This is a genomic window from Arthrobacter sp. 05T410, assembly GCF_056396505.1.
Genome location: NZ_JBFTLP010000016.1, coordinates 56650 through 81243, shown reverse-complemented (window position 1 = coordinate 81243; position 24594 = coordinate 56650). Strand labels below are relative to the sequence as shown.

The window sequence follows — 24594 nt, the reverse complement described above, 5'->3', positions numbered from 1 at the left end:
GGTTACGGCGGTCATAGCGTGGGGGAAACGCCCGGTCCCATCCCGAACCCGGAAGCTAAGACCCACAGCGCCGATGGTACTGCACCCGGGAGGGTGTGGGAGAGTAGGTCACCGCCGGAACACCATTAACGGTCGAGGACCCCCACCACCAGGTGGGGGTCCTCCCGCATTTAACGACCCATACGAAATACTCAAGCCGAAACCCCATGCGGGCCCGGTTGGGCGGCGCGGGTAGAGTTGTTGCCCATGGATAACCTCTTCAGCCATGCTCCCGTTGACCCTTCTGATGGCCCCGAGCCGGAGGTAGCCGACGGTCTGGAGCCGGTTGTCTACACGGCGGTGGTACCCGGCGCCGTCGCCCGGGCCTTTGTGGGATTCACCGAACATACGCACCTCTGGTGGCCGCTGGAGGACCACAGCGTCTATGGCGCCGGCTCCTACGTGGAGTTCGAGGAGAGCCTCATCATGGAGACCGCTGATGATGGCCGGACAGCCGTGTGGGGATCCATTGACGACTGGCAGCCGCCGTTGTCCTTCCATGCCAGCTGGCACCCTGGGACAACTGCCATATGGTCCACTGAGCTCCGGGTGGCCTTCAAGGCGGTCGGCGAGGGAACAGAGCTCCGCCTGGTTCACAGCGGTTGGGAAGGCGCCGAGGATCCCGCGGCCGCCCGGGCAGACGACGCGGCCGGCTGGCCCGGCGTCCTGGACCGTTTTGTTCGCTTCATGGGCGGCGCCGGCGCCTGAGCTTGCTTTGCCTGTGGGCCGGATCGAGGCGTTGCTTCCCAGTTGCTCGGAGGACCGGGGCGGAGAACCCGTGGGGCCTCCCCGGCTTTCCGGGCCGTTCTGGGCAGACGGCCAGGCCATGGAGCGAGGAACTGGGCAGGAACGCCGCCACGGAGAAAATAGCCGGAGACTAGCGGATCGGTCCTTGGTCAAGGGGCGGAACGGCGGTGCTGGACCGGATGACAAAGCGCGTAGGGTATTCGGTGTGCGGGGCCGCCGCGTCTCCGGCGCCGTCGAGCCTGGCCAACAAGCGCCGCACGGCCAGCGCGCCCTGGCCCCGCGCGTCTTGATCGAACGTGGTCAGCCCGAAGACCTCACCAAGTTCATGGCCGTCGATGCCGATGACGGAGAGGTCCTGCGGCACCCGCAGGCCGAAATCCCGGGCAGCGAGGATCGTCCCAATCGCCATCTCGTCGGAGGCGGCAAAGACGGCCGTGGGGCGCTCCGGTGAGGTGCCGAGCAGCGTACGGGCGTTGGCATAGGCGCCCTGGATCGTGAAATCGGCGGAGATCTGCCACTCCGGCCGGACCGTCAGCCCGGCGTCGCGCATGGCTTTCTTGAAGCCCGCCTGGCGTGTCCCGGGAAGGCGGAAATCCTGGTCGTAGGCGGCATCGCCGGTCATATGGGCGATTTTGCTGTGGCCGAGCTGGATCAGGTGGCGGGCTGCGGCCTCCGCGATGCCGGAATCATCGATGCGGATGGTCGACGCGCCAGGCAACGGGCCGCCGATCCCGACGATCGGACGGTGGATGGCCAGCAGCTGGTCGATCTCGGCCTCGGAGAGCTCCAAGGACACTGCGATCACAGCATCCACGCGTTTGCGCAGCAGGAAGTCGTTCAGAACACTGTGCCGGCGCTCCTGCCCCCCACTGACGTTGTACAGCGTGAGGTCGTAGCCGGCGTCCAGCAGGGTGGCAGAGACACCTTCGACCACCGAGGAAAAAAACCACCGGTGGACCGAGGGGACAACAAGGCCGACATTGTGATTGCGCCCGGAGGCCAGGCTGGAGGCGTGGTAGGACAGGACGAAGCCAAGCTCAGCGGCGGCGGTCTGGGCGCGTTCCCGGCTTCGCGGGGAAACGTTGCCTTTGCCGCTCAAGGCGCGCGAAACGGTGGCGATGGAGAGGCCGGCCCGTTCCGCGACGTCCTTGATGCCGGGCATGCCTAGCCCTCCGTGTCCTCGATGTAGATTTCCAGCCAAACAGTTTCACCTGAGCTTAACGGATCGCCGGCGCTGTCCATGCCCCCAACGTCGTAGCCGGCCTCCGGTGACGTTGAGCTGCGCAGCAGCACCCGCCCGGCGGGCAGTTCCAAGGGCTCGGACCCCACATTCAGCAGCACCAGCGTGGAGCCGTTGAGGAAGGCAAGGCTCGTGTCCGTGCACAGGTCCTCGTACCAGGACAGTGAGCCGCGGCCCAGGTCCAGCCGGCGGCGGAGCTCCAGCATGCGCTTGTAGAGGCTCAGGTGCGACGTCGGCGAAGCGGCCTGCACATCCCGCGCCAGCCGGGCGAAGCTTTCCGGCTGCGGCAGCCACGGGTCCTGCCCGTCGCCAAATCCTGCGTGTAGTTCTCCGGCCTGCCAGGGCAGCGGGACGCGGCAGCCGTCGCGGCCCAGCCGTGCGCCGCCGGTGCGGGCAAAAGTGGGGTCCTGGCGCCGGGTGTCCGGGATGTCGATCCCGTCCGGAAGGCCGAGTTCTTCGCCCTGGTAGAGGTAAGCCCCGCCGGGCAGCCCGAGCATGAACAGGGACGCCGCTGCCGCGCGGGAGCGTCCGAGGTCCTCGTCCGGCTGCGGATCCCAGGTGCCGATTCCGTCACCGTCGCGCGGCGCCTGCCCGTTGTATCCGAAGCGGGTGGCGTGGCGGACGACGTCGTGGTTGGAGAGCACCCACGTGCTGGGGGCGGCGACGGCGTCCAGCGACGTCAGTGACTCGGTGATGACGTGGCGCATGCGATGCACGTCCAGGCCCGCGTGGAGGTAGGGGAAGTTGAAGGCCTGATGCATTTCGTCCGGGCGCACCCAGTCGGCGAGCCGGGGGAGCGGGTCAACGTTTGCCTCGGCGCAGAGGATCCGGTCGGGGCCGTACTCGGCGAGAATCAGCCGCCACTGGCGGTAGATGTCGTGGAGGGCAGGCTGGCCAAACATCGGAGCGTCGCGTCCGGGGAAGCCGTCAGAGCTGCTGCCGTCGGCGCGGCCGCCCCACTCCGGCAGGCCGGTGGCCTTCACGAGGGCGTGCGCCACGTCCACCCGGAAACCGGAGACGCCGCGGTCCAGCCAGAAGCGCAGGACCCGCTCGAATTCCACGTGGACGGCGCGGTTGTCCCAGTTGAAGTCCGGCTGGGAGGAGTCGAAGAGGTGCAGGTACCACTGGCCCGGGGTCCCGTCGGGTTCGGTGATCCGGGTCCACGCCGACCCGCCGAAGTGGGACTGCCAGTTGTTCGGCGGTTCTTCGCCGAATGCTCCACGGCCGTCGCGGAAGATGAACATGTCCCGCTCCGGGCTGCCGGCGGGAGCGGCCAGGGCGGCCTGGAAGGCCGCGTGCTGGTCCGAGCAGTGGTTGGGCACCAGGTCAACGATCATCCGCAGTCCCAGCCGCGCGGCCTCGGCAATCATGGCGTCGAAGTCGTTCAGCGTGCCGAACAGGGGGTCGACGTCGCAGTAATCGCTCACGTCGTAGCCGGCGTCGCGCTGCGGAGACCGGTAGAACGGCGAAAGCCAGACGGCATCGATGTCCAGGTCGGCGAGCCGGGGAAGCTCGGCGGTGATTCCGGCGAGGTCGCCGATGCCGTCGCCGTTCAGGTCCCGGAACGAGCGAGGGTAGACCTGGTAGATGACGGCGGACCGCCACCATCCCGGGATGTGGTCTGCGGCGTGCACCGGGGTCAGCGGACCCGTCAGGGGGCCGGCCTGCGCGGCGGGGGAGAGGAGAACTGAATCAACGGACATGACGGTAATCGTAAGTCCCACACCGGGAAAATGAAAACGCTTCCAGTCACATTCGAATCGGGCAGTTTCGTCGCACGCTGGGACTGTCCCCGGTCCGGCGTCCGGCCGGCCGGCGGGGCCTTCGCGCCGGTTCGGTGCGGTGACTTTTCAAAGTGGTACCTAGCGTGTACTTTGGAAGCGCTTGCAGTTGTGAGCCACATCACCGACGATGCCACGGGGCTCTGGAATGGACTTCCAGGGCCTTACGCGTGGATGCAGGGATTTATGAAAGGGACACCAATGAAGGTGCAGAACACCCTCACGAACGGAACGAGCCGCCGCGTATTCACCGCGGGCGCTATTTCCGTAGTGGCCGCGCTGGCCCTCAGCGCGTGCGGCGGCGCCGCAGCCACCGCACCGGCGACCGCGACGGCCAAGCCTGACCTGAAGGCCTCCGGCGCCAGCACGATCACCATGTGGGTCGATGCCGAGCGCGCGCCCGCGCTGAAGGACATCACGGCCAAGTTCCAGACCGATACCGGCATCGCGGTCAAGCTCGTCGTCAAGGACTTCGCCGCTGTCCGCGACGACTTCATCACCCAGGTCCCGACCGGCAAGGGCCCGGACCTGATCGTTGGCCCGCACGACTGGGTCGGCAAGTTCGTCCAGAACGGCGTGATCGCTCCGGTGGAGCTCGGGGACAAGAAGTCCGAGTTCCAGGACTCCTCCATCAAGGCCATGACCTACAACGGCTCCGTCTACGGCGTCCCGTATGCGATCGAGAACATCGCCCTGCTCCGCAACACGGACCTCGTTGCCCAGAGCGCCAAGACCCTGGACGAGGTCGTCGCCAACGGCAAGAAGGCCGTGGCCGACGGCAAGGCGAAGTTCCCGTTCCTCGTGGGCATGGACCCGAAGCAGGGCGATCCGTACCACCTCTACCCGCTGCAGGCTTCCATGGGCTCGCAGGTCTTCGGCAAGGCAGCCGACGGCGGCTACGACCCGAAGCAGCTCCTGATCGGCGACGCCTCCGGCGTCGAGTTCGCCAAGAAGCTGGCCGCCTGGGGCGACAAGGGCGAAAAGATCATCAACTCCAACATCACCGGTGACATCGCCAAGGAGAAGTTCCTGGCCGGCGAGTCCCCGTACTACCTGACCGGCCCGTGGAACGTGCCGGACGTGCAGAAGAAGGGCATCAAGTTCGCTGTCGACGAGCTGCCGACCACCGGCGACCAGCCGGCCCAGCCGTTCATCGGCGTCAACGGCTTCTTCATCAGCGCCAAGAGCGCCAACGCCCTGGCCACCAACGAGTTCGTCACCAACTACCTGACCTCCGAGGCCGCCCAGGACTCCATGTACAAGGCCGGCGGCCGCCCGCCGGCACTGAAGGCCTCCTTCGAGAAGGCAGCAAGCGACCCGGTTGTCGCCGCCTTCGGCAAGATCGGCGCCAACGGCGTCCCGATGCCGGCCATCCCGGAAATGAGTGCCGTCTGGGCCGACTGGGGAGCCACCGAGCTCGCCCTCATCAAGGGCCAGGGCGATCCCGCCGCTGACTGGGCCAAGATGGCCGCCAGCATCAAGAGCAAGATCAAGGGTTAGTCCCCGCGCCGGTTCCTGACGCTTCCCCAAGCGCCAGTGACCGGCGGCACCGGGCCGGGCGGCCGTGAGGCCGCCCGTCCCGTTCCTGCATCACCCCAGCTTCTCCCAAGGACTGTAGACAGCCATGTCAGATACCGAACTCCGCGAGGACATAGACCCCGCACTGTCGTCCGCCCCGGACGCCGCCCCCACAACCTCAGCCCGGCGGGCTGGCAGCGCCCACCCACGCCGGAGCGGCCCCGAGGGGGTGAAGGGAACCATCGCCAAGATCGTGCTGCTGGGCCTCGTGGACGCCCTCGCTGTCTACATCCTGATGATGCTTTTCCTGAGCCAGTCCTGGCTGGCGTTGGGAGTCTCCGCCGCCGTCGTGCTGGTGATCAACTGGATCTACCTGCGCAAGGGCGGCCTGCCCGCCAAGTACCTGGCCCCGGGCGTGCTCTTCCTGCTCGTATTCCAGGTCTTCGTGGTCATGTTCAGCGGTTACATCGCGTTCACCAACTACGGCGACGGCCATAACAGCACCAAGGGTGACGCGATCGCCGCCATCCAGCTCACCGCGCAGAAGCGGGTGCCCGAGTCGCCGGCCTACAAGGCCGCCGTGCTCACCAAGGACAACTCCTTCTACCTTCTCTTCACCGACCCGCAGGGCAAGGTCTCGCTCGGTAACACCGAGGCGCCGCTCGCGGAGGCCCCCGGCGCCGGCAAGGACTCGACCGGGAAGGCCAACGCCCTGGCCGGCTACCGAACCCTGAACTTCCAGGAGATCGTTGCCAACCAGCAGAGCATCCTGGACATCACCGTCCCGGTCTCCGCCAACCCGGCCGACGGCACCCTGCGCACCGCGGACGGCAGCAACGCCTACCAGTTCAAGCCGTCGCTGAAGTACGACGCCGCTGCCGACACCTTCACGGACACCGCCTCCGGTGCCGTCTACCGCGACAACGGCAAGGGCGCCTTCGCGGCAGGCAACGGCGAGACGCTCTCCACCGGCTGGAAGATCGACGTCGGGATGGAAAACTTCGCCCGCGCCTTCACCGACCCCAGCCTGCGCGGCCCGCTGCTCGGCGTTATCCTCTGGACCTTCACCTTCGCCCTGGCTTCCGTCGCTCTGACCTTTGCGCTGGGGCTGTTCCTGGCCATCACCTTCAACCGCGAGGACCTCAGGGGCAAGAAGGTCTACCGGATCCTGATGATCCTGCCGTACGCCTTCCCCGCCTTCCTCACCGGCCTGGTCTGGTCCGGCATCCTCAACCCGGAATTCGGGTGGCTCAACCAGAACTTGTTCGGAGGGGCATCCATCGGCTGGCTCACCGACCCGTTCCTGGCCAAGATCAGCGTGCTGGTGGTCAACCTCTGGCTGGGGTTCCCCTACATGTTCCTGGTCTGCACCGGCGCGCTGCAGTCGCTGCCCAGCGAGCTGGACGAGGCCGCCCGGATGGACGGTGCCGGCCCGTGGCGGGTGTTCCGCTCCATCAAGCTCCCGCTGCTGCTGGTCTCGATCGCGCCGTTGCTGATCTCCTCCTTCGCCTTCAACTTCAACAACTTCAACGTGATCTTCATGCTCACCGGCGGCGGACCCCGCTTCGAGGACACCAACCGGGACATCGGAGCCACCGACATCCTGATCACACTGGTGTACAAGGTGGCATTCGGGCAGGGCACTGGCCGTGACTACGGCCTCGCCAGCGCACTGGCGATCATCATCTTCATCATCGTGGCCACTGTCTCGGCCATCAGTTTCAAGCAGACCAAGGCACTCGAGGACGTGAACGCATGAACGGGTCAGCATCGCGCACCGCCGCTCCGGCAGAGGAAACCCGGCAGGGTGGAGGGACCGGCCCCGGCAACATCACCCCCGGCGCGACCGACGTCGAATACCTCAAGTCGCTGCAGCGCCGGCGCCCGTTCGGCGTCTGGTTCAAGGACAAAGGATGGCGCCACCTGGTGGGGTGCATCGTGACGGTCTTCGCGGTCTTCCCGCTGCTCTACGTGCTCTCCGCAGCGCTCAACTCCACCGGCACCCTGGTGGGTTCCAACGCGCTGTTCAGCAGGATCGACTTCGGCAACTTCACCGCCCTGTTCGACATGCCCTCGCGGCCCTTTGCCCGCTGGTTCGGCAACACCATGGTGGTGGGCGGCGTGACCTCCGCGGCCACCGTGTTCCTGGGCGCCATGGCGGCGTACGCCTTCTCCCGGATGCGCTTCACCGGGCGCCGGATCGGCCTGCTGAGCCTGCTGCTGCTCCAGATGTTCCCGCAGCTGCTGGCCGTCGTCGCCATCTTCCTGCTCCTGAGCGGCATCTCCGAGGTCATCCCGGCCCTCGGCCTGGGCAGCCAGCTGGGCCTGATCATGGTGTACCTGGGCGGCGCGCTGGGCGTGAACACCTACCTCATGTACGGCTTCTTCAACACCGTGCCGCAGTCCCTGGACGAGGCGGCGAAGATCGACGGCGCCAGCCACGCGCAGATCTTCTTCGGCATCATCATGCGGCTCGTCACGCCGATCCTGGCGGTGGTGGGCCTCCTGACGTTCATCGGCATCTCCGGCGAGTTCGTGATCGCCTCCGTGGTGCTCACGGACCCGGACAGCCAGACCCTCGCCGTGGGTCTGTACTCCTTCGTGGCGCAGCAGCGCTCGGAGAACTGGGGAGTCTTTGCCGCCGGCGCCGTGCTCAGCGCCATCCCGGTGATGGCCCTGTTCCTGTTCTTGCAGCGCTACATCGTCAGCGGCCTCACCGCGGGCTCGGTGAAGGGCTAGGCATGACGCTGCCAGGCAGCGCCGGCCCGCTGCCGCACCACGACGGTTCGGCACTCCACGCGCCCCGGCACGTGGAACCGGGGGCGGACGTCCGGCTACGGCTCCGCGTGCCGGCCGTCTGGGGGCGGCCCGCCCGGGTGTGGCTCCGGTCCATCCACGACGGCGAACCCCGCTACGATCCGGCCAGGAACCTTGGCGACGTCGACGGGTGGGCCTGGTGGGAGGCTGCGATGGTGGTGACCAACCCGGTGGCCCGCTACCGGTTCCTGATCGAGGTCGGCCCGCGGTATTGGACCCTGAACGCGCAGGGCCTATTCAGCCGGGACGTCTCCGACTACGCCGACTTCCGCCTCACCACGTTCCGGCCCGCCCCCGAATGGCTGCGCCGGGGAACGATGTACCAGATCTTCCCGGACCGCTTCGCCCGCTCCACGCCGTCGCAGCCGGCGCCGGAACATACTTCCCCGGACGAGGCGTTCCCGGACTGGGCCGTGCCGTGCGGGTGGGACACCACCGAGGTCGAGGGCTCCGGTCCGCAGACCCCGTACCAGTATTACGGCGGCGACCTCCGGGGCATCACCGAGCGGCTGGAGCACATTCAGGCGCTCGGGGCCGACGTCATCTACTTGACGCCGTTCTTCCCGGCCCGCTCCAACCACCGCTACGACGCCGCCACCTTTTCCATGGTGGACCCACTGTTGGGCGGGGACGAGGCCTTGGTGGAACTCGTCCAGGCCGCCCACGCCCGCGGCCTGCGGGTGATGGGTGACCTCACGGCCAATCATTCCGGCGACGCCCACGAATGGTTCCAGCGCGCCCTGGCCGACCCGGCCTCCGAGGAAGCCGGGTACTACTACTTCAATGCCGACCACACGGCGTACGAGTCCTGGTACGGCGTCAGGTCGCTGCCCAAGCTCAACTGGGCCTCCCCGGGCCTGCGCGAGAAATTCGTCCTGGATGACGATTCCCCGGTGGCGCTCTGGCTCCGGCCGCCGTTCAACCTGGACGGCTGGCGGATCGACGTCGGCAACATGACCGGCAGGCTCGGCGGCACCGATCTGAACTACGACGTCGCCCGGCTGATCGCGGACCGCGTCCGTTCGATCAACCCCGAGGCGGCTCTGCTCGCCGAGGCCACGAATGACGCGGCACCCGACTTCAGCGGCGAGCACTGGCACGGTGCCATGACCTACTCCAACTTCACCCGCCCGCTGTGGTCCTGGCTCGCAGGGGACGCGGGACACGTCAATTTCTTTGGAACCCCGCTGCCAGGCCCCAACCGGACCGCCGCGGAGGACTTCCTGGCCACGCACCTGGACCTCGCTTCCGCGTTCAGCTGGGACGTCCGTCAGCAGAACATGAACGCCCTGAACAGCCACGACACCGCGCGGGCGGCCACCGTGATGATCGACGGCGGCCAGCGGCTCGGCGCGCTGCTGATGTTCACCCTGCCGGGCGTTCCCGTGGTGTTCGCCGGCGACGAGTTCGGACTCAAAGGCGACAACGGGGAGTCCTCCCGGACGCCCATGCCCTGGGACGACCCCAGCCGCATCCTCACCGACCTGACGGCGGACTACGCAGCCCTCACCGCGCTGCGCCGGGACCAGCCGGCACTGACGGGCGGCGGCGTGCGCTGGCTGTACGCACGCGGGGACGTCCTGGCGTTCGTGCGTGAAACAGGGAAGAGCGCCGTGGTCGTGGTGGTGGCCCGGGCCGGGGCGGAGGCGGAACTGGCTCCCGGAACACTCTCAGGGGCCCAGTTCGCGGCCCTGGCCGGGCGGCCTGCCTACGCGGCGGGCGAGGTCATGGTGGAACTGCGGCGGGAGCCGCGCGGGGAGCCGGGCGGGGCGCCGGAGCCATCGCCGGACGCGTCTGCCGGGAAGATCAGGGCGGATGAGACCGCCCGATCCGCCCTGATCCGCACCCGAGGTCCGGCCGCTGCCGCATGGGTGCTGCCCGGGACCCGGCTGCCGCTCCCGCAGTCTTAGACTGGGAACCGGATTCGACCGAACTGGAGACCGCATGCGCAGCATCATCGACGAGCTGACCACCGCCCTGGGCGCGGCGAAAATTGCCGTGGACGCGACCACCCTGGCCGCCTATGCCGTGGACCAGGCTCCCGTCCTGGACTATCAGCTCCCGCAGGTGGTGGTCCGCGCCGATTCGGTGGCCGACGTGCAGGCTACTGTGCGTGCCTGCGCCGCCCTTGGCGTCGCGCTTGTGGCGCGCGGGGCCGGTACCGGGGTCTCCGGGGGCGCCCACGCGAGCGCGGGCTGCGTGGTGCTCACGCTCGAGGGGATGAACCGCATCCTGGACCTCAACCCGGACGACGAGACCGCCGTCGTGGAACCCGGCGTCATTAACGCCGACCTGAATGCGGCCGCCGCCGAGCACGGGCTCATGTATGCCCCGGATCCTGCAAGCTTCAAGATGTCCACCATCGGTGGGAACGTGGCCACCAACGCCGGCGGGCTGCGCTGCGCGAAGTACGGGGTGACCCGCGACTCTGTCCTGGCGCTCGACGTCGTCCTCGCGGACGGCTCCCTCATCCATACCGGCCACCAGACCTTCAAGGGCGTCGCCGGCTATGACCTCACCGGGCTGTTCGTCGGCTCGGAGGGGACCCTGGGGATCGTGGTCGGTGTCACCGTACGGCTGAAGTACCTGCCGCGCGACGTTCACACCATCGCCGCCTTCTACCCGGACTTCCGCAGCGCCGCGGCCGGGGTCCTCGCAGTGGGGAGGGCCCGCGTGCAGCCGGCCATCATGGAACTGCTCGACGGCGGATCGCTCGCCCAACTCGATGACCTCCACGGCTCGGACCTGGCCGCTCGCGGGGCATCCCTGCTGCTGATCCAGACCGACGGCTTCGGCGCGGCGGCGGAAGCCGCGGCCATCCGCCCGGTCCTGGTGGCGGGAGGAGCGGTGGTGACCATGGAGGCCAACGCGGAGGCAGAGGAGCTTGTCGAACTGCGCCGCAACAGCCGAGGGACCGAGGTGGACGACGAATACCGGGTGGGCGAGGACGTGGCCGTGCCGCGTTCGCGGCTGGTGGATTACGTCGCCGAACTTGAGTCCATGGCGGCGGAGCACCGGGTGCAGCTCAAAGTCGTGGCACACGCCGGTGACGGCAACCTGCACCCCACCTTCTGGGTCGACCGGGTGGACAATGCCGTGGACCCCGATGCCATGGGCCGCCTGGGCGCCGCCCTGGACCGGTCGATTGCCGTGGCCCTGGCCATGGGCGGCACGATCACCGGCGAACACGGGATCGGGCAGTACAAGCTGCGCTGGCTTGGCCTGGAGCAGAAGGAACCCGTGCGTGAGCTGCAGCGCCGGATCAAGGAACTCTTCGATCCGGCCGGAATCCTGAACCCCGGCAAGGCGATTTAGCTCAAGGCGATTTAGCCCGGGCGTGCCACAACATGCCCGGCGCGCGGCTTAGTCGTCGGAGTCGGGGTATTCGTCTACTGAGTCGTCGGCGCCGTAGCGTGATTCCTCGGTCTCCACCTCAAGGATCTTGAGCAACCCCGTGTCCGGGTTGAGCATGATCGCGGCCTCGTCCCGCCGGTGGCGGAGTTCGTTGTCGATGTAGGACTGGACGGCCTCCGCCAGGGGGATGTGCCGGTTCTCTTTCTCGGACATGTACCAGCGGTGCTCCAGGACCTCGTGCACCGCCTCGGCCGGCTCGAGCTTGCCGGAGAGGTCGCGGGGGATGGCCCGGACGATCGGTTCGAAGATCTGGCTGACCCACAGGTGCGCGCTGTATTCCTCGTCCATGCCCGGGTTGTTGTCCGCCCGGAACGAGTCCATGTCGTTCAGGAGCCGGCGGGCCTGGTTTTCCTGGGCGTCCAGGCCGGTCAGGCGCAGCAGCCGGCGTTGGTGATGCCCGGCGTCGACGACCTTCGGCTGGAGCTGGATGGTGGAGCCGTTCTGCGTGGTCTTGATCGCGTATTCCTCGACATCGAACCCCAGCTCGTTGAGCCGCCGGATCCGGGCGGCCACGCGCCAGCGTTCCCCGATCTCAAACGATTCCTTTGCCGTCAGCTCGGTCCACAACCGCCGGTAGCTGTCCATGATCAGCTCGCTGGTGGCCACGGGGTCCACCTTCTCCTCGATCAGGCCGCCGTCGAGGAGGTCCATGAGTTCCCCGGCGATGTTGACGCGGGCGATTTCGAGGTCGTACTCGCGCTGGCCGGTGGACAAATCCGGGTACAGTTCGCCGGTCTCGGCATCGACCAGGTAGGCGGCGAACGCGCCGGCGTCGCGGCGGAACAAGGTGTTGGAGAGCGAGACGTCGCCCCAGTAGAAGCCGATCAGGTGCAGCCGGACCAGCAGCAGGGCCTGGGCGTCGATGAGGCGGGTCAGGGTGTCCTTGCGCAGCATCTGGGAGAAGAGCGCACGGTAGGGCATGGAGAACTTCAGGTGCCGGGTGACCAGCACGGGGTTCAGGGGCCGGCCCTCCGGGGTGGTGCGTCCGGTGATGACGGCCACCGGCTCCACGCCGGGAACGTCCAGCCGGGCGAGCTTGCGCAGCATGTGGTATTCGTGGCGGGCCACGTGTTCCGAGGTTTCCTTGATGGCGATCACCGAGCCGCCGAGGTGGGCGAAGCGCACGATGTGCCGGGAGATGCCGCGGGGGAGGGCTGCCAGATATTCGGCCGGCCAGTCCTCGAGGGCAATGTGCCAGGGCAGGTCCAGCAGCTCGGGCTCGGTGGCGGCGGCCGTGATGCTCAGCGAGCTGGACACCATCGCGGCCTTGTCGTCATTGGCGCTGGCGGCCTCGAACCGGGGCAGTTTCCCGATCTGACCGTAGTCGGTGGGCTCGTCGTGCCACTGGGCACTGTTTTCCTCGGTCATGGGGTTTCCTCGGTCATGAATCAATTCTTCCGTATTTGGCGGGCCGCACCTAAAGCAGGGCTGTTAACGCCCGACGGCGGCCCTCCGCTGGGGAGGGCCGCCGTCTGCTGAGCCGGTGGATGGGCCCACGCCGGCAGGGTTCCCCGACCGACGCGAAGCGAGGTTAGGGAGCCGGTGGATGGGCCCACGCCGGCAGGGTTCCCCGACCGACGCGAAGCGAGGTTAGGGAGCCGGTGGGGACTAGTCGCCGAGACGCAGGCCGGTCTTGGTGTCGAACAGGTGTACGTGGCCCGACTGGGGGCGGACCCAGATGGACTCACCCTTCATCGGGGGGCGGCGGCCGTCGACGCGGGCCACGATGTCGTGGCTCTGGCCGTCGAGCGTGGTGTGGCCGTAGACGTAAGCGTCGGCGCCGAGTTCTTCGACGACGTCGACCTCGACCTGGAGACCTTCACCCTGGGCAACAGTCTCAAGGTCTTCCGGCCGGGAACCGAGGGTCACGGTCTGGCCGTGGGCTTCCTCGAGGACGTCGCGCGGTACCGGGTAAACGGTTCCGCCAAACTGCACGCCGCCGTCGACAACGGGGAGTTCGAGCAGGTTCATGGCGGGGGAGCCGATGAAGCCGGCCACGAAGACGTTCTTGGGCTTGTCGTACAGGTTGCGCGGGGTGTCGACCTGCATCAGGAGGCCGTCCTTCAGCACGGCGACGCGGTCACCCATGGTCATGGCCTCGACCTGGTCGTGGGTCACGTAGACCGTGGTGACGCCGAGGCGGCGGGTCAGGGACGCGATCTGGGTGCGGGTCTGCACGCGCAGCTTGGCATCAAGGTTGGACAGCGGCTCATCCATGAGGAAGACCTGCGGGTTACGCACAATGGCGCGGCCCATGGCAACGCGCTGACGCTGGCCGCCGGAGAGGGCCTTCGGCTTGCGGTCCAGGTACGGTTCGAGGTCGAGCAGCTTGGCGGCCTCACGGACGCGCTCGGCGCGCTCTTCCTTGCTGACGCCGGCGATCTTCAGTGCGAAGCCCATGTTGTCCGCCACGGTCATGTGCGGGTACAGGGCATAGTTCTGGAACACCATGGCGATGTCGCGATCCTTCGGCGGGACGTCCGTGACGTCGCGGTCGCCGATGAGGATGCGGCCGGAGTTGACGTCCTCGAGACCTGCAAGCATGCGCAGGGAGGTCGACTTTCCGCAGCCGGAGGGTCCAACGAGGACCAGGAATTCGCCATCGGCGATATCAATGTTGAGCTTGTCAACAGCGGGCTTCTCGGTGCCCGGGTACAGACGTGTTGCGTTATCAAAAGTAACTGTAGCCACAGTTATCAATCCCTTCACCGGCAGGTACGTGCCGGACGATCCGTAGTGAATGGTCGTTTTATGCAGTTGTTAATTCAATTGTGGGATTTCATACGCATACTCCTCGGCCGAAGCCGAGGAGTACCCAGTGACGCCGCACGGTAGTTGTGCGCCACATCACAAACAGAGTATGTCAGATATATGCCAAATGGGTTAAAAAGTTACGGATGTCACACGTGGGGTCAGACACATGGCGCCAGAAGTGGGTATGTATGCTGTGCGCATGACGGCACTGCAGATCTATGTCAGTTTCCCCGGCACGGCGCGTGAAGCACTTGGCTTCTACGCCGACGTCTTCGGCGGAGAGCTTGCCTTGTTCACCTACGAGGAGTTCAACCGCAGCGATGGGCCGCCGGATGCCATTGCCCACGGACAGCTGAACGGCGCAGTCGCTTTGGCGGGGTCGGATGCGGCCGCGGGGGAGAAAAGCGTCCGGTTCGAAGGCCTCATGCTCTCGCTGCTGGGGACCGCCGAACCGACAGTTCTCCACGAGTGGTTCGACAAGCTCGCCGTTGACGGCCGGGTGATCGACCCCCTTGCCCCGAAGCCCTGGGGCGCAACAGATGGCCAGGTCCTCGACCGTCACGGACTGCACTGGTTGATCGGCTACGAACCTGAGTCGTGACCGACGCCCGGTTGACCGCTCCGTAGGCCCGGGTTAGCTCCCGGAGCCGAGGGCCTTCTTCCGCTCCCGCAGGAGGGCCTCCAGCAGTTCGCAGATGTGCACCGGCGCCTCCACCCGGAACTCGGCCTGGGTGAAATCGAGCCCCACCTTTACCCCGAGATCGCCCGGGACGAGGCTGGCCAGGGCGTCCTCGTCGGTGGTGTCGTCTCCGGCGAAAGCCACAGCCGTGGCTCCGGCAGCCTGCCGCAGGAAGGCAATGCCCTCGCCCTTGGAGGCGTTCACGACGGAGGTCTCCAGGACGCGGTTGCCCGACTTGAGGAAGACGCCGCTGCGGTCCTGCAGGACCGCCCGCGCCGCGGCGACGGCGTCCTCGGCGACGTCGTCCGCCGCGAGCCGCGTGTGCAGGACGACGCCGGCCGGCTTGTCTTCCAAAAGGGTCCCCGGGGCCTGTTCCACGATTCCCTCAAGCTCCTGGCGGACTTCGGCCAGGAGTTCGCGTTGGGCGTCGTCGAGCAGGAGCTCCGAGGAGCCGGGCCCCATCCAGACCTCTGCGCCGTGGCTGCCGATCAGAAGCGTCTCCTCCGGCGGGGAGGCGACGGCCCGCAGGCTGTCCAGCGCCCGGCCGGAGATGAGCGCCGTCGTCGTCCGGGGAAGTTCCGCCAGCGCCGCGAAGGCGGCGGCGGAGCGCGGGAGCGCACGGGCGTCGGCCGCATGGTCCACGAGCGGTGACATGGTGCCGTCGAAGTCCATCGCCACGAGCAGGTGCCCGGTGCCGGCGACGCGGCGCACGGCTGCCAGCAGCTCAGGGGAGAGTGAGAGTGGGGCCGGGTTTGGAGTGTTGGTCTCTGAGTCGTGGGTTCCGGCGGCGTCAGGAGTCATCGCGTACAACCTTTTCGGCGAGGGCTTTCAGGAAGTCGGAGGACCAGAGGTCGACATCGTGGTCCAGAATCTGCTTGCGCATGGCCCGCATGCGGCGTGATGCCTCGGCCGGCTGCATGTTGACGGCCCTCATGATCGTGTCCTTGAGGCCGTCAATGTCGTGCGGGTTCATCAGCAGGGCCTGCTTGAGCTGGTCGGCGGCGCCGGCGAACTCACTCAGTACCAGCGCTCCGTCGTTATTTGTCCGGGCCGTGACGTATTCCTTGGCGACGAGGTTCATGCCGTCGCGCAGGGCGGTGACCAGCATGACGTCCGCGGCCAGGTACAGGGACACCATCTCTTCGATGGGGTAGCTGTGATGCAGGTAGCGGACGGCCGTGCTCTCCATGGTGTCGAAGGTGCCGTTGATGTGGCCCACTGTGCCCTCGACCTCCTCGCGGAGCAGGCGGTACTGCTCCACACGCTCACGGCTGGGGCTGGCCACCTGGATCAGGGTCGCGTCCTCGACGGTGACCTTGGCGTCCTGCAGCAGTTCCTCGTACGCCTTGAGCCGGTGCCGGATGCCCTTGGTGTAGTCGAGCCGGTCGACGCCGAGCAGGATGGTCTTGGGGTTGCCGAGGTCCCGGCGGATCTGCTGCGCCCGCTCGATTACCTCCGGCTTCTTCGCCAGCTCGCTGATCTGCTTGACGTCAATGGAGATCGGGAACGCCTGGGCCCTCGCGATGTGGGTGGTCTCGCCGTCGGCGCCCCTGACATGGACCTGCTGCTGCTTGACGCTCGCGCCAAGGAAGCGCCGTGCGGAGCGCATGAAGTTTCCGGCATCGCTGCTGCGCTGGAAGCCCACCAGGTCCGCGCCCAGCAGGCCGTCGATGATCGCACGGCGCCACGGGAGCTGGGCAAAGATCTCCGGCGGCGGGAAGGGGATGTGGTTGAAGAACCCGATCTTCAGATCCGGCCGGGCCTCCCGGAGCAGCTTGGGAACCAGTTGGAGCTGGTAGTCCTGCACCCAGACGGTGGCACCCTCGGCCGCATGGCGGATGACGGCGTCGGCGAACCTCCGGTTGACCTTCCGGTACGAATCCCACCACGTGCGGTGGAACTCCGGCGGGGCGATCACGTCGTGGTAAAGCGGCCACAACGTGGCGTTCGAAAAGCCCTCGTAGAAAAGCTCGATGTCCTCGGTGCTCAGCTGGACGGGGATCAGGTCGATGCCGCCGTGGCTGAAAGGCTTGACCGTCTCATCGGGGGCCCCGTGCCAGCCCACCCACGCGCCGTCGGTCTTGGTCATCATCGGGGCCAGGGCTGTCACGAGTCCGCCGGGGGAGCGGCGCCAGCCATCCTCGCAGCCGGCCTCGTCGGCAGAACAGCGGTCGACGGGCAGCCGGTTGGACACCACCATGAAGTCGAACTGATCCCCTGCCGCGGCACCCGTGGCGGCGCCGTCTGTGGCGGTCTGCGCCGCGTCAGTGGTGCTCTGTGTGCCGTGGCCGGCGCTGTCCGTTGCTTCCATTGGTGCCCCCTGGGGTCCGCTCGTGGCTCTCCATCAACCCTAGCCGCCCGGAATCTTCCGGGCTATTCGTCCGTTGGGCAGGCGGAAGGGAAACTTGAAAGCGCAAGTTCTCGGGTTTCTCCCCTAAAATGATGACGTTGCCACTGAGTGGACCGTCCCTGGCCGAACGACCCGAGGAACCAATGAGCCCCGCAAACGAACCCCGACTGTCTAAGGCAGAGCGCACTGCCGCGGCGCGCGAGAAAGCCCGCGAGATCCGCGATGCGCAGCTGAAGAAGGAGAAGCGCAACAAGCTGCTGATCGGCTGGGGCATCGTTGCCGCCGTCGTCGCCATCATCGTGATCGTCGCGCTGGTTGTCACCTCCAACATCAAGAACAACGCCCCGGTTGCAGACGAGGGACCCACGCCGGCCAATGGCAACATCCACGGCGGTGTCACCCTGCTGGCGAACACCGAGGTGGCGAAGACCGATCCCGCAACCGTGAAGCTGTCCGACCTCCCGTCCGCTCCGGCCACGCCGCCGTCTCCGGTCACGGCCCCGGGCGCCGAGGCTGAGGCCGGCAAGCCGGTCAAGGTGGTCCTCTACATCGACTTCATCTGCCCCGTCTGCAAGAACTTCGAGGCGCAGTACAACGAGACGCTCACCAAGCTGCGCAACGAGGGCAAAATCACCGTGGAGTACCGCCCGCTCGGATTCCTTGACAGCCGGTCCACCACGAACTACTCCTCGCGCGCGGCCAACGCCGCAGCCTGCGTGGTCAACGAATCCCCGGAGAAGTACTCGGACTTCGTCGACCTGCTGTTCGCCAAGCAGCCGGCCGAAGGCAGCGCCGGACTCTCCGACAACGAGCTGAAGACGCTGGCCACCGACGCCGGGGCCAAGAGCATCGAGACGTGCGTGGATGGCAAGACCTACCGTCCGTGGGTGAAGCACACCACCCAGGAGGCCACGGTAATCGGCATCACCGGCACGCCCACCGTGTTCGTTGAAGGCAAGCAGTGGGGCGTCGGCGACAGCGCCCAGACCCCGTTCGACCAGTACCTGCAGGCCGCGGTCGACGCCAAGAAGTAACCGCACAAGGGCACATGCCGTTGAAGGCGCGCAGTTGAAGGCCACAAGTTGATGGCCCGGCCCCGGATCGTTCCGGGGCCGGGCCATTGCTTTTAGTCTTGGCTTCACGCCTTCGCTGCGGCCTTCGCCGTGGCCTTCGCTGGGCGGGAGGGGCGTTGAGCGTTTTTCTCTGGGTTTTTCTCACCGGGCGTCGGTGGGCTAATCTTGTCTAGCGTCCTGGCATCCGCGCCATTTTGTGGCCCGGAGTTGTGTCAGGAAGCAGGAATGCCTCCTTAGCTCAGTTGGCCAGAGCACCGCTCTTGTAAAGCGGGGGTCGTCGGTTCGAATCCGACAGGGGGCCCCACGAACCCCTCCGCTCCGGCGAATTTGGCCGGGACGGAGGGGTTTTCTTATGTCCTAAAACAGGCGACTAGCCGGGCGACGCATTTCCAGTCAACGTTTCCAGCCCGGTGGCGGAGGGTTCCGTCGACGAAGCGGCGACGGTACCGGGTAACTCGTCAAAACAATTGAAGCTGTAGAGATGGATGCCGTCGACGACAGGCTGGGCGGTCAGCTCGTTGATGAGAGTGCCGGGCGAGTAGCGTTCGCCGCTCAGGAGGCGGCGGGCGAGCGGTCGTTTCCGGCTAAGGAACCGAAGGGACGTTCCGACGCCGATCTTCGTTGCCAGTGCAATCAGCCTGGTTCTTGGGACGGCCCCGGCAACCCCGGCCAGGACCGGAAGCATGACTCCCTCGCGACGCAGCATCGCCGTGTAGCTATGGATACTGTCTGCCGAGAAGCACATCTGCGTGACGACGTTGGAGGCAAGTTCCTGCTTGGCCAACAATGATTCGAGCAGCTGCAGCGGGCCGATGCCGGGATGACCCTCCGGATACCCGGCGACCCCAACGGCCATCTGGCCGCCGCTGATTTCGGCGATCTCGCGCAGCAGCTCGACGCCATCGGCGAAGGGACCCGCGGGCTGCGGGGCGTCACCGCCAACCGCGAACACTTCCGGGATGCCGTACCCAGCACATTCCCGGATGATGCCGGCCAGCTGGGTGCGATCCGCCAGGCTGCGGGCCGCGATGTGCGGGACCACGGTGTAGCCGAGCAGACTGAGCTGGGCGGCCGTGCGCATGGTCCGCCCGGTTCCGTGGTGAGGCAGACACGTGATGGTGAGCGCCGTGGCCAGCGGTACTGCCGACTGGATCTTTTTGACGATTCCCTCGGAAGGAATGATTTCAAGTCGTGTGGGAAACATCTTTGGTCCTCTACGGATGTCAGGCGCCGGCGTGGGCGCCGAGGAGAGTGCTGGCTTCCTGGCGGGTGCTTCCGGAGCTTTCGATGTGTGCGAGTTGGGCCGGGATTTCGCGGCCTTTCTTGCGCATCGCGGTGGCCCAGAGCCGGCCGGCGCGGTAGGAGGACCGGACCAGGGGTCCGGACATGACGCCGAGGAAGCCGATCTCGTCCGCTTCGTTTTGCAGGTCGACGAATTCCTGCGGCTTGACCCAGCGGTCCACCGGCAGGTGCCTCTCGGACGGGCGCAGGTACTGGGTGATGGTGATCAGGTCGCAGCCGGCCTCGTGCAGATCCCGCAGCGCCTCGGAGATTTCCTCGCGGGTCTCGCCCATGCCGAGGATCGGGTTGGACTTGGTGACCGGGTCTCCCTGGACGAAGTTATCGTGACCATGCGCGAAACCGGCAAGGACATGAGCTCCAAATACAAGGAAACCGCGATGGGCGGCCTCGCCGTCAACGTCGTGGAGTGCTGACCTCAGCCGACGGCAGGCGCCGCGGATTGTCGTGGAGGTCCATGGCTTCATGGATCTGCAGGGCAAACCACAGTTGCGCCAGAGTGGAGGTTTCGGTCATATCGAGGCCCGTCAGCTCGCTGATCTTTCGGATTCGATAGATGATGGTCTGCCGATGCGCGAACAGGGCGGCCGCCGTTTTCTGCCAGGACCGTTGCGTGTCGAGGAACGTCTTGAGCGTGACGATGAGGTCCCCGTTTTCCCGCTGTTCGTACTCGAAAATGGGTCCGAGGAGCCGCTGGACCAGGGCGTGGCCTTCCTCAAAGCTGGTGAGCCCGAGCCACGAGGGTCCCTCGGCATAGCGGACCAACCGCTCGCCGGTGCTTGACGCCGTCCCAAGTGCCCACATCGATTCCTGAAGAGCTCTCTGCACACCAGCGGCCGCGGACGGCCGGCTGATCCCGATCCTGACGTCCAAGGGGACCGTGTGTCGCAGCAGATCATCGGTGCAGTCTGCTGCGACAGCCAAATGGATTGTGTCGAATCTGCGCTGGCACGCCGTCGGGTAGCCGTGTCGCCAGAGATCAACGTGGATCCCTGCCAGGCGCTCACCGTCGTCGCTGGACATAGAGATGATGAGGAATTCCCGTGACGAAATCCCGAACTCAGGCAGTCGGCTTTCAATGTCGGCTATGCCCAGGCGCCCGTCAAAGGCCTGCAAAAGGAACTCCGCACCCAGCCGGCGCTGGTTCTCGAGAGACAGCACCGTCCGCGACAGCTCGAGTCCCAGGACTGTGGCCGCATGGAGCAGCACTACCGCGTCCGGGAGCGGTTCGGATTTCGGCAGCACCACCAGAAGCGCGTTGGCGTGAGTCGGAATATCCATCATCAGAAGGTGGCCTTCCCCCAACCGATGCCACTGGAACTTCTTGCTGGCCACCGGTGACTTGCTGGTCAGCGGTTCAAGTTGCTGCTTGAGGCCCGGTGGCAGCGGCTGGCCTCCGGGATGCCAGGCGTGCAGGCACCGTCGATCAATGACGAAGAGGCTGGCATCGAGTTCGGCTTCGATACCCAGGATCAGTCCCAGCCAGTTGCCCTCAGATGGCCCCGCCAGCCGAAGCAGGTCATAAATACGGGCCGTCTGGCGCAGCCTGCGGGACTCTTCGAGCAACGAAGACTCAGCGACCGAACGTGCGATGGCGATGAACGGTAGCGGATAGGGGATGCTGATGACCGGCAACGGCAAGCGGTCACAGGCTTCGAGGAACTCGGGACAGAGTTCAGGGGCATGCATCTGCTCGCCGATCGCCAGTGCACTGGCACCTGCGTTGACCAGTGCCTCGGCAAGCTCAACCTGCCCCTCGGGATCGGCCGGAATGGAGAGCCCGTTAGTCATCATGAGCTCCCCGCCGGTGACCCATTCCCACAGGCGCGGCAGGTCGGAGGTGTGGGCCCAGGTGACCCGGTTGCCCAGGGCGGCGGAGCCCGCCAGAAGGCTCAGTCCCAGCTGGGGTTCGGCAAGCAGTTCGGCCACGGTGATCGCCATGCGCGGTTCCTGTTCATGAGTCCGGAGGCCGTCCCCGGGCCGCTTATACATATGTATAAGCCTCTCGGCTCTTTGTAGTCAATCGGCGGATGTACCGCGTGACTCAGATCACTAATAGTTAAGGCATAGACCTCGACCGGCGCAGGAAGAAATTGCCAGGCCGACTGAAACCACAGCAACCGGAGGACCCCAGTCATGACCACGCACAAGCCAATCGGCCCCGTCGACGCAACAAAAGTTCCCCGCTATGCGGGCCTGGGCACCTTTGCCCGGCTTCCTCAGATTGACCGGGTTCCGGACTACGACATTGCGATCGTCGGTGTCCCGTTCGACGGCGGTACCTCCTACCGCCCCGGCGCCCGCTTCGGTCCGGCCGCTGTCCGTGAAGCGTCGCGGCTCCTGCGCCCCGGCTACCACCCTGAGCTCGACGTTGAGCCGGTATACGAAGCCCAGGTTGTGGACGCCGGCGACATCGCCTGTACCCCCTACGACATCGCCCGCGCAGTCCGCGAGATCGAGGAACAGGCCCTCCCGCTCCTTGGCGACGCCGGCTCCGGCAAGAGGCTCATCTCCATCGGCGGCGACCACACCATCGCGCTCCCGATGCTGCGGGCCTTGAACAAGGTCCACGGCCCCGTCGCCCTGCTCCACTTCGACGCACACCTGGATACCTGGGACACCTATTTCGACCAGCCGGTCACGCACGGAACCATCTTCCGCCGGGCCTTCGAGGAAGGCCTTCTGGTCGAGGACAAATCGATGCACGTCGGCATCCGCGGCCCGGTTTATGACCGCAACGATTTCCTTCGCGACCACGAGTTCGGCTTTCAGATCATCCGCTGCTCGGACCTGGACGTCATCGGGGTTCCGGCCGCGATCCAGCGCGTCAAGGACCGGCTGGGCGACACCCCGGTCTATGTCTCCATCGACATCGACGTCCTGGACCCGGCCTACGCCCCGGGCACCGGCACTCCGGAAATGGGCGGGCTCCACTCCCGCGAACTGCTGGCGCTGCTCCGCGGATTGAACGGCATCAACATCGTGGGCGCCGACGTCGTCGAGGTCGCTCCGGCCTACGACCATGCAGACATCACCACAGTCGCCGCGGCGACGCTGGTCTTCGACCTCCTCGCCCTGATGGTGAACCGCAGCAAGGCCACCGCCAACGTCACTGAGGAGCTGCAAGCGGCCACCGTCTGACCACAACTGCTGGGCTCTCGCGCCTGATTTATACATATGTATGAACAGGTCTACGGCAACTATTCAATCGCCGGATTACCACTGTGACAAAAGTCACGAATGATTGATACATCAGATCCCGTGCTCGACGAAGTGCCGGGACAGAACAAAGAGGTTCCCATGAACTCCCGGAACGCATCATGAACGCTCGACCCACTCACGCCGTCACAGCCGAAGTACCCCGGCTCGAGGACAAGACCATTCAACCCATCCCGGCCCACGAACGCCATGGCAAGGCCCGGGACCTCTTCACCATCTGGTTCGGTTCCAACATCATGATCATGACCATCGTGACCGGGGGACTCGCGACGACGGTGTTCGGGCTCAGCTTTGTGCCGGCAATCGTCGGAATCATCATTGGGAACGTTGTCGGTGGCATCTTCATGGCACTGCATTCGGCCCAGGGCCCGCAGCTGGGCGTGGCGCAGATGATTCAGACCCGCGGCCAGTTCGGTTCGTACGGGGCACTGCTGATCGTGGTCATCGTGGTGGTCATGTACATCGGGTTCTTTGCGGCGAACCTCGTCTTTGGCGGCCAAGCGCTGGCCGCAGTCACCCCGGGCATCAGCGTCGATGCAGGCATCATTGTCATTGGCGTCGTGAGCGTCGTGGCCACCATCTTCGGCTACCGGCTCATCCACGCCTATGCACGCATCTTGAGCATCGTGGCCGGTCTGGCGCTGGTGCTGGCCTTCGTCTGGATCCTGGCCGTCCACGGATTGCCGGCCAGCTTCCTGGACCAGGGAAACTTCAACTGGGTCGGCTTCATGGCCACTATCTCCGTCTCCGCCCTCTGGCAGCTCGCCTACGCTCCCTACGTCTCGGACTACTCCCGCTACATGCCTCAGGGCACCGGCTCGGCCCCGGCGTTCTGGGCGTCCTATTCAGGCTGCGTCTTGGGAACACTCTTCCCGATGGTCCTGGGTGCCCTGGTGGGAACGCTCGCACTGGCGCTGATCAACGATGGCAGCAGCGTCGAAATAGTAGGGAGCCTGGGAGCCCTGCTCGGGCCATGGACCATGGTGATCATCGGAATCTTCTGCCTTGGCGTTGCGGCGTCGAACGCCATGAACCTCTACTGCGGGGTCCTGTGCACCCTCACCATTGGGCAGACGTTCAGGCCGGCCTGGTTGCCCCACGCCAAGACCCGGACCATTGCGTCAATCCTCCTCTTCACCCTAGCCCTGATGATCGCGCTGTTCGCCCGTGACAATTTCATCTTCTTCTACACGAACTTCCTCTCCTTCCTGATGTACGTCCTGGTTCCCTGGACGGCCATCAACCTGGTCGATTACTACCTCCTGCGGCACGGCGACTACCGGGTTGAAGACTTCTTCAAGCGCGACGGCGGAGTGTACGGAAGGTTCAACTGGGTGGCGATCGGAGCCTATGTTGCCGGCGCACTGATCCAGGTTCCGTTCTCGGCGACAGCGATGTTCACGGGCCCCGCTGCCGCAGCGATGAACGGCGTGGACCTCTCCTGGATTGTCGGCCTGGTGGTTGTTGCACCCCTGTACTACTTCGCGGCACGCATGTTCCGGAAAACGCCGGAAGCCGCCCCCTTTCAGTCGCCCGCATTCGCAGGTGACCTGATTGAGGCGCCGCGGGCGTAACGCCCGCTCCGGCACACCGCGCACCCCGGGCACAGACCGCCCGCCCCCACACCAAACTCCCGGCGCCGCGATCGGCGCAGAAAACAAAGG

Annotated in this window: 18 protein-coding genes, 1 tRNA gene, 1 rRNA gene and 2 pseudogenes; 13 read left to right on the top strand and 9 right to left on the bottom strand. The window is 66.2% G+C overall.

Annotated elements, in window-relative coordinates; all coding sequences use genetic code 11:
- Positions 1 to 3 precede the first annotated feature (3 nt).
- Positions 4 to 120 (top strand): 5S ribosomal RNA (gene rrf, locus AC1DFR_RS17105).
- A 126-nt stretch (positions 121 to 246) separates the two neighbouring features.
- Positions 247 to 747, top strand: a complete 501-nt coding sequence (locus tag AC1DFR_RS17100; RefSeq protein ID WP_476873983.1) for an SRPBCC domain-containing protein — start codon at positions 247 to 249, stop codon at positions 745 to 747.
- A gap of 169 nt (positions 748 to 916) precedes the next feature.
- Here AC1DFR_RS17100 and AC1DFR_RS17095 read toward each other — a convergent pair whose 3' ends face one another.
- Positions 917 to 1948 (bottom strand): LacI family DNA-binding transcriptional regulator, encoded by a 1032-nt coding sequence (locus AC1DFR_RS17095; protein ID WP_476873982.1) that lies wholly within the window; start codon positions 1946 to 1948, stop codon positions 917 to 919.
- Positions 1949 to 1950: 2 nt separating this feature from the next.
- On the bottom strand, positions 1951 to 3729 hold the full coding sequence (locus AC1DFR_RS17090) for a glycoside hydrolase family 13 protein (RefSeq protein ID WP_476873981.1): 1779 nt from the start codon (positions 3727 to 3729) through the stop codon (positions 1951 to 1953).
- A 279-nt stretch (positions 3730 to 4008) separates the two neighbouring features.
- Here AC1DFR_RS17090 and AC1DFR_RS17085 point away from each other — a divergent pair, with 279 nt between their 5' ends.
- The 5 genes from AC1DFR_RS17085 (at position 4009) to AC1DFR_RS17065 (ending at position 11457) form a co-directional block, all read left to right on the top strand.
- Positions 4009 to 5307 carry a sugar ABC transporter substrate-binding protein gene (locus tag AC1DFR_RS17085; RefSeq protein ID WP_476873980.1) on the top strand — a complete coding sequence of 433 codons (1299 nt, stop codon included), beginning with the start codon at positions 4009 to 4011 and terminating at the stop codon, positions 5305 to 5307.
- Positions 5308 to 5431: 124 nt separating this feature from the next.
- Entirely contained in the window at positions 5432 to 7084 is a 1653-nt protein-coding gene (locus tag AC1DFR_RS17080) for an ABC transporter permease subunit (RefSeq protein ID WP_476873979.1), read from the top strand.
- On the top strand, positions 7081 to 8064 hold the full coding sequence (locus AC1DFR_RS17075; RefSeq protein WP_476873978.1) for a sugar ABC transporter permease: 984 nt from the start codon (positions 7081 to 7083) through the stop codon (positions 8062 to 8064). Before AC1DFR_RS17080 ends, AC1DFR_RS17075 begins: the two co-directional genes overlap by 4 nt.
- 2 nt (positions 8065 to 8066) lie before the next feature.
- Positions 8067 to 10052 (top strand): glycoside hydrolase family 13 protein, encoded by a 1986-nt coding sequence (locus AC1DFR_RS17070; protein ID WP_476873977.1) that lies wholly within the window; start codon positions 8067 to 8069, stop codon positions 10050 to 10052.
- A 34-nt stretch (positions 10053 to 10086) separates the two neighbouring features.
- Positions 10087 to 11457 carry an FAD-binding oxidoreductase gene (locus tag AC1DFR_RS17065; protein WP_476873976.1) on the top strand — a complete coding sequence of 457 codons (1371 nt, stop codon included), beginning with the start codon at positions 10087 to 10089 and terminating at the stop codon, positions 11455 to 11457.
- Between the two features lie 48 nt (positions 11458 to 11505).
- Here AC1DFR_RS17065 and AC1DFR_RS17060 read toward each other — a convergent pair whose 3' ends face one another.
- Together AC1DFR_RS17060 and AC1DFR_RS17055 are read right to left on the bottom strand one after the other, a co-directional pair.
- Entirely contained in the window at positions 11506 to 12924 is a 1419-nt protein-coding gene (locus tag AC1DFR_RS17060) for a DUF4032 domain-containing protein (protein WP_028278083.1), read from the bottom strand.
- Between the two features lie 240 nt (positions 12925 to 13164).
- Positions 13165 to 14247 carry an ABC transporter ATP-binding protein gene (locus tag AC1DFR_RS17055; protein WP_018775851.1) on the bottom strand — a complete coding sequence of 361 codons (1083 nt, stop codon included), beginning with the start codon at positions 14245 to 14247 and terminating at the stop codon, positions 13165 to 13167.
- Positions 14248 to 14509: 262 nt separating this feature from the next.
- Between AC1DFR_RS17055 and AC1DFR_RS17050 the strand changes: the two genes are divergently transcribed.
- Positions 14510 to 14911, top strand: a complete 402-nt coding sequence (locus tag AC1DFR_RS17050; RefSeq protein WP_476873975.1) for a VOC family protein — start codon at positions 14510 to 14512, stop codon at positions 14909 to 14911.
- 33 nt (positions 14912 to 14944) lie between these two features.
- Here AC1DFR_RS17050 and otsB read toward each other — a convergent pair whose 3' ends face one another.
- On the bottom strand, positions 14945 to 15790 hold the full coding sequence (otsB, locus tag AC1DFR_RS17045; protein WP_476873974.1) for a trehalose-phosphatase: 846 nt from the start codon (positions 15788 to 15790) through the stop codon (positions 14945 to 14947).
- Positions 15780 to 17189 (bottom strand): alpha,alpha-trehalose-phosphate synthase (UDP-forming), encoded by a 1410-nt coding sequence (locus AC1DFR_RS17040; protein ID WP_476851841.1) that lies wholly within the window; start codon positions 17187 to 17189, stop codon positions 15780 to 15782. Before AC1DFR_RS17040 ends, otsB begins: the two co-directional genes overlap by 11 nt.
- A 293-nt stretch (positions 17190 to 17482) precedes the next feature.
- On the opposite strand from AC1DFR_RS17040, the gene AC1DFR_RS17035 reads away from it, so the two are divergent.
- Positions 17483 to 18373 carry a DsbA family protein gene (locus AC1DFR_RS17035; protein ID WP_476851840.1) on the top strand — a complete coding sequence of 297 codons (891 nt, stop codon included), beginning with the start codon at positions 17483 to 17485 and terminating at the stop codon, positions 18371 to 18373.
- 266 nt (positions 18374 to 18639) lie between these two features.
- Positions 18640 to 18716 (top strand) — tRNA-Thr (locus AC1DFR_RS17030).
- Positions 18717 to 18782: 66 nt separating this feature from the next.
- Here the strand turns inward: AC1DFR_RS17030 and AC1DFR_RS17025 are convergent.
- Together AC1DFR_RS17025 and AC1DFR_RS17020 are read right to left on the bottom strand one after the other, a co-directional pair.
- Complete coding sequence (locus AC1DFR_RS17025) at positions 18783 to 19616, bottom strand: methylenetetrahydrofolate reductase (RefSeq protein ID WP_476873973.1); 834 nt, start codon at positions 19614 to 19616, stop codon at positions 18783 to 18785.
- A gap of 19 nt (positions 19617 to 19635) precedes the next feature.
- Positions 19636 to 20013 (bottom strand): annotated as a pseudogene (locus AC1DFR_RS17020) (lipoyl synthase); the annotation flags it as partial.
- Between AC1DFR_RS17020 and AC1DFR_RS17015 the strand changes: the two are divergent.
- Positions 20008 to 20127 (top strand): annotated as a pseudogene (locus tag AC1DFR_RS17015) (L-serine ammonia-lyase, iron-sulfur-dependent, subunit alpha); the annotation flags it as partial. The pseudogenes AC1DFR_RS17020 and AC1DFR_RS17015 overlap by 6 nt on opposite strands.
- On the opposite strand, the gene AC1DFR_RS17010 reads toward AC1DFR_RS17015, so the two are convergent.
- Positions 20108 to 21652: a PucR family transcriptional regulator gene (locus AC1DFR_RS17010; protein ID WP_476873972.1), complete on the bottom strand. Its 1545-nt coding sequence runs from the start codon at positions 21650 to 21652 to the stop codon at positions 20108 to 20110. The pseudogene AC1DFR_RS17015 and the gene AC1DFR_RS17010 sit on opposite strands and share 20 nt — an antisense overlap.
- Before the next feature lie 195 nt (positions 21653 to 21847).
- On the opposite strand from AC1DFR_RS17010, the gene speB reads away from it, so the two are divergent.
- Positions 21848 to 22852: an agmatinase gene (gene speB, locus AC1DFR_RS17005; protein ID WP_223914344.1), complete on the top strand. Its 1005-nt coding sequence runs from the start codon at positions 21848 to 21850 to the stop codon at positions 22850 to 22852.
- A 179-nt stretch (positions 22853 to 23031) separates the two neighbouring features.
- Positions 23032 to 24504: a purine-cytosine permease family protein gene (locus AC1DFR_RS17000; RefSeq protein WP_230007952.1), complete on the top strand. Its 1473-nt coding sequence runs from the start codon at positions 23032 to 23034 to the stop codon at positions 24502 to 24504.
- Positions 24505 to 24594 lie beyond the last annotated feature (90 nt).

Bases quoted from the DNA above. Each gene is read 5' to 3' on its own strand.
- AC1DFR_RS17010 (WP_476873972.1), bottom strand. From the start codon at position 21,652: ATGGCGATCACCGTGGCCGAACTGCTTGCCGAACCCCAGCTGGGACTG.
- AC1DFR_RS17025 (WP_476873973.1), bottom strand. From the start codon at position 19,616: ATGTTTCCCACACGACTTGAAATCATTCCTTCCGAGGGAATCGTCAAA.
- AC1DFR_RS17070 (WP_476873977.1), top strand. From the start codon at position 8,067: ATGACGCTGCCAGGCAGCGCCGGCCCGCTGCCGCACCACGACGGTTCG.
- AC1DFR_RS17080 (WP_476873979.1), top strand. From the start codon at position 5,432: ATGTCAGATACCGAACTCCGCGAGGACATAGACCCCGCACTGTCGTCC.
- AC1DFR_RS17065 (WP_476873976.1), top strand. From the start codon at position 10,087: ATGCGCAGCATCATCGACGAGCTGACCACCGCCCTGGGCGCGGCGAAA.
- AC1DFR_RS17035 (WP_476851840.1), top strand. From the start codon at position 17,483: ATGAGCCCCGCAAACGAACCCCGACTGTCTAAGGCAGAGCGCACTGCC.
- AC1DFR_RS17085 (WP_476873980.1), top strand. From the start codon at position 4,009: ATGAAGGTGCAGAACACCCTCACGAACGGAACGAGCCGCCGCGTATTC.
- AC1DFR_RS17090 (WP_476873981.1), bottom strand. From the start codon at position 3,729: ATGTCCGTTGATTCAGTTCTCCTCTCCCCCGCCGCGCAGGCCGGCCCC.
- AC1DFR_RS17000 (WP_230007952.1), top strand. From the start codon at position 23,032: ATGAACGCTCGACCCACTCACGCCGTCACAGCCGAAGTACCCCGGCTC.
- AC1DFR_RS17060 (WP_028278083.1), bottom strand. From the start codon at position 12,924: ATGACCGAGGAAAACAGTGCCCAGTGGCACGACGAGCCCACCGACTAC.
- otsB (WP_476873974.1), bottom strand. From the start codon at position 15,790: ATGACTCCTGACGCCGCCGGAACCCACGACTCAGAGACCAACACTCCA.
- AC1DFR_RS17040 (WP_476851841.1), bottom strand. From the start codon at position 17,189: ATGGTGGTGTCCAACCGGCTGCCCGTCGACCGCTGTTCTGCCGACGAG.
- AC1DFR_RS17075 (WP_476873978.1), top strand. From the start codon at position 7,081: ATGAACGGGTCAGCATCGCGCACCGCCGCTCCGGCAGAGGAAACCCGG.
- speB (WP_223914344.1), top strand. From the start codon at position 21,848: ATGACCACGCACAAGCCAATCGGCCCCGTCGACGCAACAAAAGTTCCC.
- AC1DFR_RS17095 (WP_476873982.1), bottom strand. From the start codon at position 1,948: ATGCCCGGCATCAAGGACGTCGCGGAACGGGCCGGCCTCTCCATCGCC.
- AC1DFR_RS17100 (WP_476873983.1), top strand. From the start codon at position 247: ATGGATAACCTCTTCAGCCATGCTCCCGTTGACCCTTCTGATGGCCCC.
- AC1DFR_RS17050 (WP_476873975.1), top strand. From the start codon at position 14,510: ATGACGGCACTGCAGATCTATGTCAGTTTCCCCGGCACGGCGCGTGAA.